Origin of the sequence: Cyclonatronum proteinivorum, from assembly GCF_003353065.1 — a bacterium.
Classification (GTDB): domain Bacteria; phylum Bacteroidota; class Rhodothermia; order Balneolales; family Cyclonatronaceae; genus Cyclonatronum; species Cyclonatronum proteinivorum.
On record NZ_CP027806.1, the window covers coordinates 160,308 to 178,478 of the forward strand.

Annotated in this window: 12 protein-coding genes; 8 read left to right on the forward strand and 4 right to left on the reverse strand. The window is 50.9% G+C overall.

Features of this window, described 5'->3' with window-relative positions; all coding sequences use genetic code 11:
- The first annotated feature begins 413 nt into the window (after nucleotides 1-413).
- Genes CYPRO_RS00560 through CYPRO_RS00580 form a run of 5 tightly spaced genes read left to right on the forward strand, consistent with a single transcriptional unit; the run spans nucleotide 414 to nucleotide 4,562 of the window.
- Entirely contained in the window at nucleotides 414-1,538 is a 1,125-nt protein-coding gene (locus CYPRO_RS00560) for an ATP-binding protein (RefSeq protein WP_114982643.1), read from the forward strand.
- Nucleotides 1,539-2,798 (forward strand): THUMP-like domain-containing protein, encoded by a 1,260-nt coding sequence (locus tag CYPRO_RS00565; RefSeq protein WP_124245467.1) that lies wholly within the window; start codon nucleotides 1,539-1,541, stop codon nucleotides 2,796-2,798. It abuts the gene before it with no gap.
- A 59-nt stretch (nucleotides 2,799-2,857) separates the two neighbouring features.
- Nucleotides 2,858-3,214 (forward strand): hypothetical protein, encoded by a 357-nt coding sequence (locus CYPRO_RS00570; RefSeq protein ID WP_114982645.1) that lies wholly within the window; start codon nucleotides 2,858-2,860, stop codon nucleotides 3,212-3,214.
- Between the two features lie 58 nt (nucleotides 3,215-3,272).
- On the forward strand, nucleotides 3,273-3,818 hold the full coding sequence (locus CYPRO_RS00575; RefSeq protein ID WP_114982646.1) for a tetratricopeptide repeat protein: 546 nt from the start codon (nucleotides 3,273-3,275) through the stop codon (nucleotides 3,816-3,818).
- Nucleotides 3,819-3,872: 54 nt separating this feature from the next.
- Nucleotides 3,873-4,562, forward strand: a complete 690-nt coding sequence (locus tag CYPRO_RS00580; RefSeq protein WP_124245468.1) for an RluA family pseudouridine synthase — start codon at nucleotides 3,873-3,875, stop codon at nucleotides 4,560-4,562.
- Nucleotides 4,563-4,592: 30 nt separating this feature from the next.
- On the opposite strand, the gene CYPRO_RS00585 is transcribed toward CYPRO_RS00580, so the two are convergent.
- Both CYPRO_RS00585 and CYPRO_RS00590 read right to left on the reverse strand, forming a co-directional pair.
- The gene (locus CYPRO_RS00585) at nucleotides 4,593-5,366 is read right to left on the reverse strand and encodes a class I SAM-dependent DNA methyltransferase (protein ID WP_164682415.1); all 774 of its coding nucleotides are present in this window, start codon (nucleotides 5,364-5,366) and stop codon (nucleotides 4,593-4,595) included.
- A gap of 224 nt (nucleotides 5,367-5,590) precedes the next feature.
- The gene (locus CYPRO_RS00590; RefSeq protein ID WP_114982649.1) at nucleotides 5,591-6,970 is read right to left on the reverse strand and encodes an IS4 family transposase; all 1,380 of its coding nucleotides are present in this window, start codon (nucleotides 6,968-6,970) and stop codon (nucleotides 5,591-5,593) included.
- Nucleotides 6,971-7,446: 476 nt separating this feature from the next.
- Between CYPRO_RS00590 and CYPRO_RS00595 the strand changes: the two genes are divergently transcribed.
- Both CYPRO_RS00595 and CYPRO_RS00600 read left to right on the forward strand, forming a co-directional pair.
- A complete protein-coding gene (locus tag CYPRO_RS00595) occupies nucleotides 7,447-10,293 on the forward strand; it encodes a TonB-dependent receptor (RefSeq protein ID WP_114982650.1) in 2,847 nt (948 codons plus the stop codon).
- 19 nt (nucleotides 10,294-10,312) lie between these two features.
- Nucleotides 10,313-12,001, forward strand: a complete 1,689-nt coding sequence (locus CYPRO_RS00600) for a hypothetical protein (protein WP_114982651.1) — start codon at nucleotides 10,313-10,315, stop codon at nucleotides 11,999-12,001.
- A gap of 404 nt (nucleotides 12,002-12,405) precedes the next feature.
- Here the strand turns inward: CYPRO_RS00600 and CYPRO_RS00605 are convergent, their stop codons facing one another.
- A complete protein-coding gene (locus tag CYPRO_RS00605; RefSeq protein ID WP_114982652.1) occupies nucleotides 12,406-14,817 on the reverse strand; it encodes a TonB-dependent receptor in 2,412 nt (803 codons plus the stop codon).
- A 283-nt stretch (nucleotides 14,818-15,100) separates the two neighbouring features.
- Between CYPRO_RS00605 and hemG the strand changes: the two genes are divergently transcribed.
- Complete coding sequence (hemG, locus tag CYPRO_RS00610) at nucleotides 15,101-16,492, forward strand: protoporphyrinogen oxidase (RefSeq protein WP_114982653.1); 1,392 nt, start codon at nucleotides 15,101-15,103, stop codon at nucleotides 16,490-16,492.
- A gap of 246 nt (nucleotides 16,493-16,738) precedes the next feature.
- Here the strand turns inward: hemG and CYPRO_RS00615 are convergent, their stop codons facing one another.
- Nucleotides 16,739-18,094, reverse strand: a complete 1,356-nt coding sequence (locus tag CYPRO_RS00615; RefSeq protein WP_114982654.1) for a metallophosphoesterase — start codon at nucleotides 18,092-18,094, stop codon at nucleotides 16,739-16,741.
- Nucleotides 18,095-18,171 lie beyond the last annotated feature (77 nt).

The window sequence follows — 18,171 nt, forward strand, 5'->3', positions numbered from 1 at the left end:
GCCTTAGGAATTGGGCCGAACTTGGCCCGGTCAGTCTTTCCGGTTAAGAGCGCTTTAAACCAAAAAGCAAGGAGACATGTGATCGTTTTGGGATGGCAGCACAAGCACGAAAGACCGTGACGCTCTCGGAGTTCCCCCAAAAAAACAAAGTGTAAGAAATGCCAACAACGCTGATTCCGAATACTGAGCGAGTTCACATAAAAACCGGGCTCACGTTCGGTTGCAAAACCTGCCCGGGCTCCAATTTTCGGTTAAACCCTTCTCACTTCTCTTCATATCTTCCCCCAAAAACGATATATTTGGTGAGTACAATCACCAAAAAACTATTGATTTGGTGAATAAAGTCACTGAATACCTACTGATTTGGTGAAAATTACTTAGCATACCGCCAATTCTCTTTTAACCAAAGCGCTGTGATTAAACGTGTCCTTACTGAGCGTATCGCAAAAACCCTGTTCGGGGGGAAGGCCGTAGTTGTGCTTGGGGCACGGCAAACGGGCAAGACGACGCTTTTGCAGTCGCTGTCGGAACAGGAGTCCAACCGGCTGCACCTGAACTGCGACGAGCCGATTGTGCGCACGCAGCTTCAGGATGTGAATCTGACCGAGCTGCGCAACATCATCGGGGAGGCAAAACTGGTTTTTGTGGATGAAGCGCAGCGGGTGAAAAATATCGGGCTCACGCTGAAGCTGGTTGCCGACAATTTTAAGCAGGTAAAGCTTTTGGTCAGCGGCTCCTCGGCGCTTGACCTTGCGAGTGAATTTAAGGAATCACTGGCAGGGCGGAAGCGCGACTACACGCTCTACCCGATCAGCTGGGAGGAGCTGAGTGCGCATCAGGGCTATCTGCAGGCCAAAGCGCAGCTTGAAAGCCGGATTTTGTACGGGATGTATCCCGAGGTGATCACGTCGCCGGGCGAGGAAGATGAGCTGCTGTACGAGCTGGTTGATAGCTTCCTGTACAAAGATTTGCTGAGTTTTCAGGGCATCCGCAAGCCGGACGTGCTGTCAAAGCTGGTGCAGGCACTGGCGCTGCAAACCGGCAGCGAGGTGTCCTACAACGAGCTGTCGCAGCTGGTCGGCGTGGATAAAAACACGGTCTCGAACTACATCGAGCTGCTTGAGAAAGCCTTCGTGGTGTTCCGGCTTCCGGCTTACAGCACCAATGCCCGGAATGAAATCAGCCGCTCCAAAAAGATTTATTTTTACGATACAGGCATCCGGAACGCGGTCATCGGCAATTTTAATCCGCTGAGTCTGCGCACTGACACCGGTGCCTTGTGGGAGAATTTTTTGATTGCAGAGCGCATGAAGCTGCTCGGCAATCACCGGATTCGTGCGGGCATGTACTTTTGGCGCTCGGTGGCACAGGCCGAAGTTGACTATGTGGAGATGCGCGCGGGGCAGCTTCGCGCTTTCGAGTTTAAATGGAATCCCAAAGCCAAAAAAAAGAAACCCCGCGCCTTTCTGAATACTTATGATGCAGAGGTCAGCTTCATCGACCGCGATAATTTCATCTCCTTCTTAATGCCTGAGTAAATGCCGGACGCTTTACCACAACACCCGCTGATGGGCCGCCCCGAGTGGGTGGAAGTACTCGAAGCCCGTCCGCTGCCGGATCCCGCGGAGTTTGCGATTCGTGGTCGCGGGCAGTGGGGTGAAGTCACGCCAGACATCGCCGAGCAGCTTTTCTGCTACCGGCGGGCGGAGAAGAAACTGGCAGGCTTTCACCAAAAAGGCTGGCTCTACCGTCGACTTTCGCTGGAACAGTGCAGCGGAGCAGCGGCAGCGCGGTACAAGGCAGGGTTGTTTTCGGGTGAGCTTTGCGCGGACCTCACCGGCGGGCTTGGTATTGACAGTCTGGCCTTTGCGGTATCCTTCGGGCAGGTGCACCATGTTGAGGCCGTGCCGGTAATCAGCGCGCTTGCGCGGCACAATCACCACATTTCAGGCGCGGCAAACATCCGGCACTACGCGGAAACTACGGCGGACTTTCTGCAGCGCTTTCGGGGCAAAGCCGACCTGATGTACGCCGACCCCTCACGTCGGGACGGCGATGCGCGCGTATTCCGGCTTGCCGACTGTGAGCCTAATATCCCTGAACTACTGCCACTGCTTCGCGAAAAAGCGCAGCACGTGCTCCTCAAACTTTCCCCGCTCTACGACCTCAAACAGCTGATTCGCGAGCTGCCTGAAATTCAGTTTATCGAGGTAGTCTCGCACCGGGGCGAAGTCAAGGAAATTCTTGCTGGCTGGCGCAACGAACGCGACACAGGACCTGAGCGCTCCGCCACAATTTCGGCCGTGCTGATTGATGATGCGGGCAACGTGCTTCACCGCGCGGAACAATCGCCCGTAACGACGCAGCCTCCGCAGGTTTCGGGGGATGCGCTCCTGCCCGGAGATTTCCTGTTGCTGCCTGACCCCGCTGTTGTGAAAGCCGAAGTTACGGCTGCCGTAGCCGGACACCTCAGCCTGAGCAGCCTCAGCGGTGACTGGAGCCTGCTATGGGCACGCAAAAGTAATCCCGGTTTTTCACCGAAAACTTTCCCGGGCCGAAGTTTTGTGCTTGAATGGTGCCTCCCCTTCCATCCCAAGCAGCTCAAAAAGAAGCTTCGCCGGGAAAACCTGAAGCGTGTACACGTGTACCGGCGTGATTTTCCAGTTAATGTAGCCGGGCTCCGGAAAAAATTTCAGCTTGAAATGGGGGAAGAGGGTCACCTGCTTTTTTTCACGGATGGCAGCGGGCAGCGTTGGTGCGCGCGCTGTACACTCAGCATATTAGACACCGGCAGGTGATGCCTGCATTTTGTATATTAGCCCCACAATTTTAAATCCGACTGCCATTCACTTTTTCTATGATTTATACTGAAAAAACTTTCTTCCTCTGCCGTATTCCGCTTAGTGCTGAAGGCCCGCAGGATGTGGAAATTATTACCAAAGCCGTAAATATTGAGGATTTCCCGCGGGTATTCAAAGATTACGAGGAACGTCGTTCTCACGCATTCAACGAAGACGGGCTGTTTAGCGTAATCCGCGCGGACGAGCTGTTTACCGTGGTGCGCACATCAAGCGATAAAGTGGCCAGGGAAATGGCCTTTGAAGAGAGCAGCTCCTACCTTGTTACCAATCTGCAGCACCGTGTCATGCAAAAGAAGGATAAAGAAGCTGCCGCTATTCTTCAGAAAGTCCACGACATACAAATGAGCGTGTAAACTAAGGTCAATCCCTTCCCCCGATTTCGCGGGGCATTGCACACGCCATCAAGCTGCTATGACAGAACTTAAAAAACACCTGCTCAAGCTATCCGAAGAGATTGTTATCAATTCTGACCGGCTGGATGAAATTGAATTCGAAGAGCAAAGCAGCGAACGCTTTGAGATTTTCAGAAGTCTCAGAAGTATCGGTGACGAGCTGCTGGAGCTGATAGAAAATGCGAATCCCGACGCAGACGACCGGGCCTTTGCGCAGTTTGCGCTTGGTTCGGTATGTGCGCTGTTGGGCTACTATGATAAAGCCGAAGCGGCCTATGACGAAGCACTTGCCCACTGGCCCGACCACGTGGGTATTCTGAATGAAGCCACAGATGTACTGGTAGAGTTGGGCTACTTTCAAAAAGCAAAACGATTCATTCAGCGCAGCATTAAACACGGGGGAGAAACCCCTGATATGCTGTACAACCTGGCATCAGTTACTGCGCACATAGGGGATACGGCTGAAGCCCGCATCATTCTGATCAACACCCTTGCCAAATTCCCTCATGATGCCGGTTGCCGGGCATTGCTCGAAGAACTCGACAAAGCGTCATCGGTCAACTAAGCCTTTTTGGCATTTTTCAATTTTCCCTTACATTTCCTTCGGATTGCCCACGCTATGCCAAAACCCAAGAAATTCCGCTATAAAGTTCTTTACGAAGATGCGCATCTGATGGCCATCGACAAGCCTGCGGGCCTGCTCACGGTGCCGATTCCGGACATGCCATCTACCAACCTGCAGCAAATGGTGCAGCAGGACTTTGGCAAACGGGTTCGACCGGTACACCGGATTGACCGGTACACTTCCGGAATTGTCGTGTTTTCAAAGACCGGCCGAATACATCATCAGCTGGTGAAACAGTTCAGGAACCGGGAACCGAGACGCGTGTATCAGGCGCTGGTTCGGGGGCGGGTTGATCCGCCTGAAGCTACTTTGGTTCATCATCTCAAGCTGATCAAAACAGGATTTCGGAACATTGTAGTAAACGAAAACAACCCTGACGGAACACGGGCCGAGCTTGTCTATAAACTGATTAAACAATACCCCAAAGCCGCCCTGCTTCGTGTTGAGCTCGTTACAGGATTAAAAAATCAAATCCGGGTACAGCTGAGCGAAGCCGGCCTCCCGCTGATCGGCGACCGGCACTACAGTCCCGGCGAAGAACACGAAAAGTGGATTAACCGTCAGGCACTTCATGCGGCCGAACTGAGCATCATTCATCCGCTAACGCAAAAGCGGCTGACCTTTCGCAGTCCTATAGCTCAGGATATGCAGAAGCTGATCGACAAGTACAAAGCTATGAAATAAAATTGTGCCGGATCAAACGGCTGCGACACCTTAAGCGTCTTTTTGAGCCATCATAATCAGTCTTGGATGAGCGTCTGACTGCTTTTGGATTTTTTCCCCGGTATATGTGCCGTACACTTCTGTTATGTGCATCCCGACTTTGGCAAATGCCGCTTCAAACCAGGAAAGCGGATACAGCTTCACCTGCTCCGTAAAAGTCTGAAGCTGACCGGTTTGCGTGTGTTTGAAGGCCATTTCTTTCCGCACAACTCCTTCCTGTTCATCAATACTACGCCTGATACGCAGCTGATAATTGCTGATATCGCAAACCTCTTCCGGTACGAGTGAGCTGCGGACATAAGCGGCATTCAGATAATCTAATACAAGCGCTCCACCGGGCCCAACAGCATCGCCCATATTTCTCAGCACGCCGGTATTGGCAGCATCATCCGCGAGGTATCCAAAGCTTGTAAACAGGTTAACTGCAAGCGGCCAGATCCGGCCAAGGGGCTGTCTCATATCGTGGGTATAAAAGTCCGGAGACAGGTCTGCGTATTTCTCCGATGCAATGCGGCGCGCCTTTTCAATGGCATTTTTGGATAAATCAACGCCGGTTACTTTATACCCCAGTGTGGCAAGGTTAAAACTGTGTCGCCCTCTGCCGCAGGCAATGTCGACAAGTTCCGGAAACTGAGCCGGTGGAAAAGATTGCGAGATGAGTGCAGCAAGCTGTCTGGCTTCTGCATAGTCCCGGTGGGCGTAAAGGGTTTCATAAAGCGGGGTGTCGAACCAGGTTTCAAACCATTGCTGTGGTGCGGGTTCCAATGTATCCTCTCTTAGTTGGTTGCTAATCAGATGTAAAGTGATAAATGTGCCGAAATCAGCCTTCAGAACGGCCTCTGCCAATATAACAGAATCGTCAAAAAAGCATGTGTCAAAATACATGTCGCAACTTCATTTTTTATACCGCTTCATGTATAGCCCAGTTGAATGTAAATATATCTTTGCATATAATTCTAATACAAATAGTGCTATTTGATTTTTATAACTCAACTTTCGCACTTCAAATTTAGCTTAAAAATCGGTTCAAATTGGGCCATAATCTCGGATTTGAAGTTTTCAAACATCTGAAGAAACTCAACCAGTACATTGCTTACAAGCTGGGCCTGTTTAGATTCGGCGAACTCTTTAAATTTCACTCGCAGTATTTCGATACAGGCTTCTATGGTTGCTGCCTGCAGCTGCTGAACACAGGCATAAAACATCCCTGGTAACGTCCTGTCATCGATGCAGCCGCGATGATAATAGGCCAGCATAAGATATCTGATGATAACAACGCTGCAGCAACCGATCAGACCGCTATAGTCGCGCATCTGCATGCAGTACAGTCCCAAGTGCTGTTTAATGGCTTTAAAGCACACCTCGATGTCCCATCTGCGGGCGTAAATGCAGCAGATTTCATCGGCGCTTAGCTGCGTATCAGTGGAAATAAAGACAATCTTCTTGTCGGGGTCATGTCTGTTGGTAACCACTACCACACGGACTTTCAGATTCGTATTTAGCAACTCAACGACTGCACTGCCGATAATGTCAGGATTTTTGAAGGTCTGTCCGCCTTTCTTGAATATTAAAGGCAGGCTTTCAACACTGTATATTTTTTGCTGGTGCTTGAATTTCAATGCCGCTGTGTTCTTGCCCCGGCAGATTACAGGTGTATGTTTGGCCACTTCCTTGATCACTTGGGGAAATGCGAACCAACTGTCAAAAAGCACATAATCCATCTTAAACTTATGATTATATGCGCTTTGGGCCATGGTGATGGTCAGATCGGTGGCCTTTTGCGTGGCCGCGATCACGCGTTTGCCGCCATTGGTGCGCTTGTCAACTTTAGGATCCGGACCGATACGTTTGTCGGCGTCCTCATTGGTAAGCAGTTCGAAACCCAAGGGCAGGCAGCTATGTCCGTCGCTCCAGACCGCGGTGAGCATCCTAAAGCCGCGGAAATACCTGCCATGGCTGTGATCATGTTGACGACCCAGATATTCAACACATTTACTGCGATCGCGCTTGTAGCCGGTATCGTCGAAAATAAGATAGCGGGGCTGATCATCATCAGTGAGGGTATCAAAATGACGGGTCATCTTCAGGGCAATAGATAACAATAGCATGCGCCAGTCATAGCTGGTGTTGCTTAACAAGCGGTAGAACGCATCACGACCGGCCACGGGCAGGGAGTCACCACTGAAAGTATAAACCTTTAGGTGGGTCATGGGTAGTACGACCAAAAGGTGGAGCAACTGAGCAATCCCCATGCCGGCACGCTTGTAGAACCCTGCTTGCTTGAGTTGTTTGCTGTCACAAAACTTTTTGAACCACGCAAGAACCCAAGGGGTGTTTATTACCGAAGAAAGTGTTAGCTTATCAAGCATAGGACAGGTCTTTTAGATTGATTTTAATTGGTTTAGCGAAAAACACAATATAAGAAAAATCGAAGGCTTGTCCTATTTTTATGTGTATAATTAATAGCTACTTAGGCGCCGTTTTTGTCGAAGTGCGAAAGTTGAGTTATAACGATAGTGTTAACTAACTCAAACGACACTTGGCTAATCCGGCTGATTATTTAATTGAGGATGAAATGAAATAAGCTTAACCCATAAAGTTAACACTGTTATTCGTGTCGGAATTTTTATAATTAACATTATATTAATACGCTTCATAAAAGCGCTTCCAGCATTGCCTTATGCTGCTCTGTTTAACAGTAAGCGAACATCAGCACACTTAGAACCTGTTGGGAGCCGGCGGACTAAAAATCAGGGGTCAAAGCGGTTCGATTCATCACTGATTATTCCTCCAACTTATCTGTTAGGTTTGACAAAACTGAATTAACCATTTCAATTGCTTTCTTATGAATAAGTTTACTACAGCCTTGCTTGCGCTCAGCTTTTTGCTGAGCCTTGCTTTAATACCGCAGCATGCCTTTGCACAGTCGGTTACTGTAAGCGGTACTGTTGTTGATACCCGCAACGGTGAACCCCTAATCGGGGCCAATGTTGTTGTGCGGGGTACCGTGAGTGGTGTTGCAACCGATATCAACGGACAGTTTACCTTAAATACCAATCAATCACTTCCTTTTGTGCTCCGGATTACAAGCGTAGGCTATACGAGTGCTGAAATTACGGTCACGGAAGAACAGCTAACCGGCCTCACCATCAGGCTTGATGAACAGGCTTTTTTCGGTTCTGAAGTTGTTCTTTCAGCTTCAAGGGTTGAGCAAAGCGTTTTGCAATCGCCCGTTGCGATCGAGCGGATGGATATCATTGCCATTCGCGAAACTGCTGCGCCAAATTTCTACGACGCCCTCGCCAACCTGAAAGGGGTTGATATGTCGGCACAAAGCCTCACCTTCCGCTCCGTGAATACCCGCGGGTTTGCCGCCAACGGTAACACCCGCTTTGTGCAGCTGATTGACGGCATAGACAATCAGGCTCCCGGCCTCAACTTTGCGGTTGGTAACGTAGTAGGGATTTCAGACCTCGATCTTGAAAGCGTTGAACTGATTCCGGGCGTAGCTTCCGCGCTGTATGGCCCTAATGCCATCAACGGTATTCTTTTGCTGAACAGCAAGAGCCCGTTCGACTTTCCGGGGCTTTCCGTACAGGTACGTACCGGCTTCAATCACGTTGACGGTCGCGATGATGATCCGTCGCTTTATCAGGACTATTCCATGCGATGGGCACAGCGTGTAAGTGACCGTTTTGCATATAAACTCAACTTTTCATACCTGCGCGCCAGCGACTTTATTGGGGTAGATTTCCGGGATCAGGGTCCGGCTACGTTTGGCGCCGTTGAACGCGGTGCAACAACACCCAACGGCAACCGCGTGTATAATGGTGTGAATGTATATGGTCAGCCGCTGCTCAACATCGGTAATATTGCTGACGGTCAAATTCAGGCCGGCAATGCTTCTGTTGCAGCCATTCGCAGCCTGCTGCCTGATGGCGAGCTGGGTAACTTCAGCCCAAGCGGTTTTACTGAAGGGGAATTTGTGGACAACATCACCGAGTCGCTCAAGTTTGGCGCGGCCATGCATTACAGAATCAGTGATAACCTTGAAGGTCTTGCGCAGTTCAACTACGGACAGGGCAGCACGGTTTACACCGCTAATGACCGCTTCGTACTTGACAGCTTCTCTATCTGGACCGGTAAAGTGGAAGTCCGTAACCCCAACTTCTTCCTGCGCGCCTACACCACACAGGAAGACTCCGGTGATACATTCGCGGCCAACACGCTTGCCTCGCTGATAAATGTCGAAACCTTTGTCCCGGCCTATTTCGAAGCCTTTGCTGGCGCCCGTACACAGGGTGCTACGGTTGAGCAGGCGCACAATATTGCGCGACAGGCAGGTGAAGCAGCACAGCCGCGCCCGGGATCAGCCGACTTTCAGGAGCGCTTCGACCGCATCCGGGCAGTTCCCATTTCTGAAGGCGGTGCCAAGTTCCTCGACAACTCCGCCCTGTACCACGTTGAAGGACTTTATAATTTCTCCGAATTCATTGATCCGGAACTTGTTGAGGTCATTGTTGGTGGTAACTTCCGTCGCTTTGCTCTCGACTCTCAGGGCACCCTTTTTGCCCTTCAGGACAATGGCGATGAGTTCACAATGGATGAATTCGGTTTCTATACACAGCTTTCAAGATCTTTCCTTGACGGCCGGCTGAATATGCAGGGTTCGCTGCGTTACGACAAAAATGAAAACTTTGCCGGACAGCTTTCTCCCCGCATTTCTGCGACCTACGAAATTTTTGAAAACCAAAACCTGCGTCTCTCCTATCAGGAAGGTTTCAAAATCCCGACCACACAGGATCAGTTTATCGACCTTGATGTGGTAACACGCCGTCTCGTTGGTGCAAATCCGGTTTTGGTAAACCGCTACAACTTCGAAACCAATACCGTTTACCGCACTGAATCTGTTGATGCCGCCCGCCTTGCCCTTGCTTCAGGCCAAAGTGCTGAGCAGGCGCGCGCATTGCTGCAGCCGGTTGTTTTTGATGAGTTCAAAACCGAAAAAATCAGCACGGTAGAGGTCGGTTACCGTGGTCTCTTCGGAAACCGTCTGTACATCGATGCCTACTACTACTACAGCGAGTACCGCGACTTCCTCGCAGAAATTGATTTCACACAGGGTATCCCGAACGGACTTCGTGAAATGCCTGATCTGAGTCAGTTTGACCCTAACAGTGCCGCAGGGCAGGATGCCATCATCAACCGCACCGTACCCACACAGCGCTTCGGCTTTGATGTCAATGCGGACGGTGTAGTGAAAGCGCATGGTTTTGCAGTAGGTGCCGATTATTCCCTGGGCCAGGGATATACCGTTGGCGGTAACGTAACCTACAATGAACTTATCTCTGCAGACCGTCTCGAAGAGCAGGGCTTCAGTGCCGGATTTAATACGCCCAAGTGGCGCTACAATCTGTCGCTGCGCAACAGAAATGTTGGCAACAATGTAGGATTCAATGTTTCATGGCGCTGGCAGGATGCTTTCGTATGGGATTCAGCTATCGGTCAGGGCGTTATCCCGGCCTTTGGTACGCTTGATGCGCAGGTCAGCTACCGCATTCCTAACATGAATACTGTAGTAAAGTTCAGCGGTTCAAACATCCTGAACGAACGCTACACCACATCCTTCGCCAACCCATCCATGGGTGCCATCTATCTGGTTACCTTCACCTTCGATCAATTTCTGAACTAAACCTATCTGACGAACCATTATGAACACTTTATCAAAATCATTACTGGCACTGTTGTTTGCCGCTTTTGTTCTGTTCGGATGCGATGGTGCAGAAGACTCCCTGGTAAACAGCAGACTAAACGACAACCCTGTTCCTGACATCTCTTTTGATGCAGATCCGGGAAGTGCTGATTTCAGTCTTACCGTCAACATCGGTAACTCACTGACTGCCGGCTTTATGGACGGTGCGCTGTACGATCTCGGTCAGCAGAACTCTATCGGTGTTTTACTGAACCGGCAGCTTCAGGCAGTTGGGGCACAGGAGCAGTTCAATCAGCCGGACATCAATTCGGCTAACGGCTTCAATTCCGGTGCTTCCAACCCCGGAGCGGGTGTAATTTTAGGTCGCTTCAAGCTCGATCCGACCATTCCCGGACCATCCCCGCTTAGTGAGGGAGAACTTATCGGACCGTTTGAGGGAGACCGTTCTGCCCTGCACAACTTCGGAGTACCCGGCATACAGGTGGGTCAACTGCTCACGCCCAATACCGGAACCCCGGATGCACCGGGCTTCAACCCGTTTTACGCCCGATTTGCGTCAAACCCCGGCACTTCCACCATTTTAGGTGACGTCATTGCCGCGCAACCTACCTTTTTCACCCTTTGGATTGGAAACAACGACGTGCTGGGTTATGCCCTAAGTGGTGCAACCAACCCCGCTGTTTTTACTTCCGTGGCTGATTTTCAGGAGCGCTTTGGCGCAACAGTAAACACGCTTATGGCCAATACGAATGCAAAAGGGCTGGTTACAGACATCCCGTCTATTCTGGCCATTCCGCTGTTCAGGGCCGTGCCTTACAATGCTGTTGAGCTGGATCAGGATACCGCAGATCAGCTGAATGCCGCATTTGCAGCATTGAACGAATTTTATGCATTGATTGCCGCAAATCCGCTGGTACCGTTTACGGAAGCTGACCGCGATCAGCGTTCTGTGTCGTTTCAGGCGGGAGCCAATCCGGTACTTGTACAAGATCCGGATCTTGAGGACCTGACACCTATCCTTGATTTGCTTGAAAGTATCGATCAGATTTCGCCCGAACAGCGTGCTGCAATTCAACCGTATGTTCAGGCCCGTCAGCTAACGGTAAATGAGCAAACCGGTCCGGAGCTGCTTCTGCTTTCTGCTGCTACAGTGCTCGGCACGCTTGCTGACCCGAACAATCCGCTGTCTCAAATTGGTGTGGTCGTGCCCCTGTCCGCTCAGTTCCATCTGACCGCCGCCAATATCGTTGAGATTGAGACCCGTCGTCAGACCTTCAATGCCATCATGGAACAGACGGTTGGTGCCGCTAATCAGACTGCCGGAGAAACGCGACTGGCTTTCTACAACACCAACGCTGCCGGTTCGTCTTTTGTGAACCTTTGGGGTCTCGACGGCAGTCAGCCGGGTATTGAAATTGGTCCGCAGCGACTCATGCCTGACTTCTCCCCCGCCGGGGTTTTCTCCACCGATGGCGTTCACCCGAACAGCCGCGGCAACGCACTTGTGGTGAATGATATGATCGCAGTGATTGAAGACGCTTTCGGAGCTTCCATTCCAAGGCTGAGTAACACGGATATTCTTAACCTTCCCAGCGTACAGATTTGTGCCGGGGATTGCGTGAGCGACGCCAATGCAGGACGCGCGGCTGATTTCAATCCATCCCGCCTGTTCATGATTCAGGACTAATTCCTGTTTCACAGCTCCTTATGAAAATGGCTGTCGGAGTAATCCGGCAGCCATTTTTTTGATTGTTGGATGATGATGTTTGGCTTCAACGGAAATATTCGAAACCAGATAAGACTTCCCAGTCTCTTTCTTTTAATGTGATGTATGTGTTCAAGCTTCTGAAGTGGGTCATGCCCCAAAAAAGCAAGGGATTCATCTTTGACTTGGGGCCTCCGATCTACTGCGAAAGACCTTGATGTTCTCGGAGTTTTACCCAAAAAAAAATGACAGAAAAACCTGCTTAGGCTGCCGGTCGCAGGCCTGCACATGCGGAAATGGGTAAAAAAAACAGGCAAGGCCTTCAATCCCTGCCTGCTTCGTTGAGGGTATTACATCACATGTCTGAAATCACAGATCTTTTCGAATCAAAAGCTTAGGTCAATACCAGCCGTAAAGAAACGCGGCATACCTACCCGAATGCCCTGCGGACGACGGGATACGATATAGCGTTCGTCGAGCAGATTTTTCACGGCTACATTAACAGAAGCATTGCTGAGCTGTGGTATCTGATAGCTTGCGCGTGCATCAAGCACGAAGTAGGATGGAATGGCACCGCCGCGTCCGTCAAGGGTTCCTTCTTCGCGGTTCAGTACATCACCGTACTGCTTGCCAATGTACGTGCCAACAAAGGTGAGGCCTACGCCAAAAGGTGCTGCAAGACGCAGCTCGCTGCTTACCATCCATTCCGGGGCGTATGGCACGGAATTGCCCTTCACGTTAACCTGCTCGCCGCCGCTACTCACGAATCGGTCGCTGCTGAACTCGGCCTGAATCCAGGTTGCACTTGTGTTGAGATCTATCAGCCAGCTTGTATCAAACAGCTGCTGCAAGTTAAGGCCCAGCGTGGTTTCCACACCGAGGTGCTCGGTTTCCCCGCCGTTGGTGAGGCTGGCGCCGGGTCGTCCGGTTCCGCCTGCTGCTTCGGCAACCGGGATAATCTGATTGGTGAAATTCATGTAAAAACCGGTGAGTTCGACAAAAAGCCCGGGGATGAGTTGCGCGCGGGTACCGGCTTCAAAATTCCAGCTTGTCTCAGCATCAAGTTCTTCGCTGACGCCGAGTGCGCTGATGGCATCTTTTACGCGGGGCGGGCCGAAGCCTCTGTGTACGCCACCGTAAAGCGCGATGCCTTCACGAAGCTGATAGTTAAAGCCTACACCGGGGATAAAAGCGACAAGGTCGTCTGAGCGGAAGGTGGTTTGCTCTTCATTTCCAAGGCGGCGAATGTCACGATTGTAATCAAAGTACTCCACGCGCAAACCCGGAGTAACGGAGAACGCATCCGTTAGATTGAAACGGTTCTGTAGAAAAGCACTCAGCGCGTGTCCGGTTCTGATTTCATCATCGCGCAGCAAGCCTGACTGCGGGCTGTTGATGGTGCCGTTGACCCGCTGTTCAAAGGCGCGCTCGTACAGGTAGCGCATACCGGCGTCGAGCTCATTTCGGATTCCGCCCAGCTCATAATTCACGGAAATACGCGGCTCAATGCCCAGTACTTCGAACTGACGGTTGCGGTTTCCGGTGCTGTTCCGGAAAAACAGGGCGCCCCCTTCAACCGATGGATCACCAACGATTCGGGCATAATCCCGGTCAGGATTGAAAACGGTGTCGAAATCCTGACGGCTCCAGTTTCTGGTTGTCGTGTAGCCGTAGGCGGTAGTACGGAACGTCACGTTTTCATTAAGGAAGAAGTCATGGCTCACACTTGCTGAATAACGCCGGATATCGAGAAGGTCATCCGGGGCAAGGTGGGTGAAGTCAAAGTTTCCGCTGTCGAACATCGCTTGCGAGAGACCTACATACGTAGAGTTGGAGGTTTCGTCGTATAAACCGAGTTTTATACCTACAACAGATCTGTCACTTAAAACAAGTTTTAGCTTGGTACTCAGGTCATGGATTCCAAAATCGAGCAGACCGACTTCATCACCTTGCCGGCGAAGATAGGTAACCTGCACCCCGGTATTGCCGACGGTGTTGCCGTAGGAGAGTCTGCTGGTTAAGAAACCGCCCTCACCGCCACGCAGATGAATGGAAGCTGTCGGCACCGGCGGTGGATCAGCGGTAATAAAATTGATAACCCCGCCGAAGGTCTGCGGCCCAAACAGGATAGATCCGCTGCCCTTCACCACTTCAACACCACTCATGCGGTCCATGGAAGGGGTGTAGTACATTTCCGGCTCTCCATAGGGCGCGAGGGCAACCGGGATGCCATCTTCGAGCACCAGGACAGAGCGGCTCACACTTGGGTCGAGACCCCGAACGCCGATATTGGCTCTCAGCCCCAGGCCGTCCTGCTCAACCGCATGGATTCCCGGAATTCTGCGAAGAACTTCCTGTCCGCTAAGAGGAGCTATTTCGGCAATCTGACGCTCCGTAATCACAGCTGCGGAACCCGGTACACGTGCCAGACGCTCAGGCTGCTGACCTATCAGCGTTATACCCGGCATATCAAATTGCCGGGAAAGCACAAAATTGACGATTGTTTCTTCACCGCTGCGAACGGTTACGGTGCGCTCCTCGGGTTTGTAGCCAACGTAGCTTGCTACAAGTGTGACCTGACCGGCAGGCACGTTTTCAAGCAAATAGCGCCCCTCGATGGTTGTGGCAGTGCCAACGGTTGTACCGCTTATCACGATGTTTACACCGATGAGGGTTTCGCCTGAACCTGAGGTTACCGTTCCGCTTACAGAGCCGGTTTGCTGGGCAAATAAGGTGACAGGCGTGATAAACAGTGCAATTAAAATAAACTGAAGTAAACTGGTGTACCGATTAATCATGGTATCATACAATGTAAATTACAATTGAGGTGAGAAGTCATTAAGGATATTCAGGGGTCTTGTACCTGATTGATTATGGTTCAAGTCAGTCGTCCAAAACCAGCCCTTAAATAGACTGAATAAAAATAGGGCGAGGTCAAACTACCATGCAAATTTATTTTTAAGTAGTCTAAATAAGACATAAGGATATTAAGCAATTGAATATCATACTCTTAGGCGATGCTCAATTGTCTAATCTAATTTTTATATTTGAATTCACACTTTGAATTAAGGAATTTATTTCATGCAACTAAGGTGCAATACACTAATAGCAGGTGCAGGTATCAGCGGACTCACAGCTGCCTTTTACATCACCCAAAAAGATCCCGAAACTTTTGTACTCTTCGACGGGAATAAGCCGGGCGGCGCGATTTCTACCCTGCATCGCGACGGCTGGACGCTCGAAACCGGACCCAACACCATCGTTCTCACCAACACCTACCTGAATAAGCTCATTGCCGACCTGAACCTTGAACCCGAACTACTCACCGCTGACCGCGTTGCCGGGAACCGTTTTATCGTACGGAATAAAACCCTGATTCCGCTACCCGGCGGACCCGGAGCTTTCTTGAAAACGCCGCTCTTCAGCACCAAAGCCAAGCTCCGGCTTTTTGCCGAGCCCTTCATCAAAAGGGGCACCAATCCCGATGAGTCGCTTGCCAATTTCGTGCGCCGCCGTCTCGGGGAAGAGTTTCTAACCTATGCCATCAACCCGTTCGTGGCCGGCGTGTATGCGGGCAATCCGGAGAATTTATCCGCACGCCTTGCTTTTCCGATGCTCACCGTGCTCGAACAAAAGTACGGCTCCCTGATCAAAGGACAATTCCGAATCAAGCCGGAGGATCGCAAACCCGGCGACCTGCCCCGTGCAAAAGCGCCAATGGTAACTTTCAAACAGGGAAATCAGACCCTCACCGACCGCATGGCCGCGGCACTCGGGGACAGACTCAAGCCGCAATCACGCATCACGCGCATCACCAAACACGTGGGCACCGATGCCCGATTTGAAATTGAAACGCAATCCGGAAACCTGTACCGGTGTCAGCAGCTTTTGCTCACCCTGCCGCTTCATGCCCTGCGCAACGTAAGCTGGGAAGGTTTCGGAAATGAAAACCCGGCAAAGCTGTTACCGGAAGTCACACATCCCCCGCTGAATGTCGTGCACCTCGGATTTCGCCGCGAAGCTGTCCGGCACCCGCTCGATGGCTTCGGCATGCTCATCCCTGAAGCTGAAAACATGCAGATTCTGGGGTGTCTGTTCAACAGCAGCCTCTTCCCGGACCGCACCCCCGACGACAAGCAATTCGTGCTTTTGACCTGTTTTATCGGCGGCAGCCGGAATCCCGACTTTGCCATGGAAAGCGAAGCCGATGTGTACCGGCGCGTTCTCGAAGACATCAGTCAGTTACTCGGCACACGGGGCGAACCCGCACTCAAACATCTCACACGCTGGCCCAAAGCCATTCCGCAATACAGCACAAGCTATCAGCAGGTTTACGAAGCGCTCGAACGTATGGAGCAAAAACATAGCGGACTCCACTTTCTCGGCAACTTCAGAAACGGCATAGCGGTGCCGGACTGCGTGCGCAACGCCATGCGGTTTGCCGAAAATTTTACCCCGGCAACAACAACCTGATAAATGCTTGGCAGCTCGGCTACCGGCTACCGAAGCATAACGATCTTTCATTTTTTTGGGGAAAACTCCGTGAACATCAGGAGCTTGGGCGACAGATTGAGAACCCCCAAACCTGCGCGAGACGCCTTGCTTTTTGGACTCCGTGCCAGCAAACTATCGCCGTGCTAAACCCCACTGATTGCAGGCAGAAAAAAAGCCGGAACTGTGGGGCAGCACCGGCTTCTTTTGCTGAATTCGTTTATGGTATCAGGCATTCATCACCACAGAACCCGCAAGCGCTGGGTTCGAAGTAAAGGTGAGCTCCGTTATCTCCGGACGCACAAGGCGAATTGGTGCACCCACAAGACCTACTCCGACATTCACATAAAGGTGCCGGTCTTCTTTGGTATAATGACCGCGGGAATAGGGATGAAACCAATCAATCGGATAAAGCTCGAGTCCCGCTATATTGAAGCCGATTTGCCCGCCGTGTGTATGCCCGGCAAGCGTCAGGCTGATGTCTTTGGCACGGGCGTCATCAAACATATGCGGCCGGTGTGACAGCAAAATCCTGAAACTCTCCGGGTCACTCCCTCTGACGGCTTTTTCGATATCGGCAAAATCACGCCCGACTTCACCGGCATCATCAATGCCAATCATGGTTAATTTCTCTCCGTTGATACGCAGTTCGCGATGTGCATTCTGAAGCATGCTGACAGGTTTATCCGCAAGCGCATCCATCAAGGCATCCGCGGAAGCATAGTGATCATGATTCCCAGGACACCCAAAAACCCCGTAATCTGTCTTCAGCATAGATATGGTATCCCGGATGTTCGGAATTTCGGTAATGTGCGTATCTACAAGATCACCGGTAATGGCAACAAGGTTTGGGTTCAGGCTGTTGATGATTTCATAGATCTCCTGTATCTGTCGTTTGTTCATGAAGATACCTGAGTGAATATCGCTGATATGGACCAGCCTGAGTCCTTCGAGTCCGGTAGGCAGATTCGGAAAATACAGGGTATTCTTGCTGATCACATAGTTCCGGTGCGTTGCCGCGGAGAGACCGGTAGTAAGCAGCAGGGGTGCACCAAAAGCTGCGGCTCCGGCTGTACGGATGAATGACCGCCGGCTTATGCCTGTGGGCTCCGGTGAAGTTACGTTTTCGGATACCGGCACCGGAACCGGTTCAGGCTGCAGCTCCGGTGACTGACCGGCTGCCATTTGAGCTTGTTCAGAACTATTGCCGGGTTTGGTTTTTCCGAAAGCAAATTTGAAGTAATTCATCACATGCTGTATGCCGCGCCCGGCATAAATTAGTGTGCTAAAGACAAACAGCAGGAAGATGATGGCGAAATAAAGTCCGCCGGGATAGACCATAAATTTCTGCAGAAAAGCCGAATCATGCAGATAGGTGTATGCAATAACAAAGCGCGGCCAAAAGAGCAGATTCCCGACAAACAGCACGCCATAACCAATGCGGAGACAGGTTTTCTGTGCCCTTTCGGTTTCAAAACTGTAGGTAAACCAACGCTTGTAAAGCTGAAAAACCACGTACTGCATTCCGCCAAACACGACGAGCATCATGGTATAAAAAACAAAGAAGATGACAAAGTTATCCATCACAGATTAAACCAGAACAGTAAATGACAATCAAAAAGCGAGAATCAAAAAGGGAAACTTAGAATAGCAGACAATAC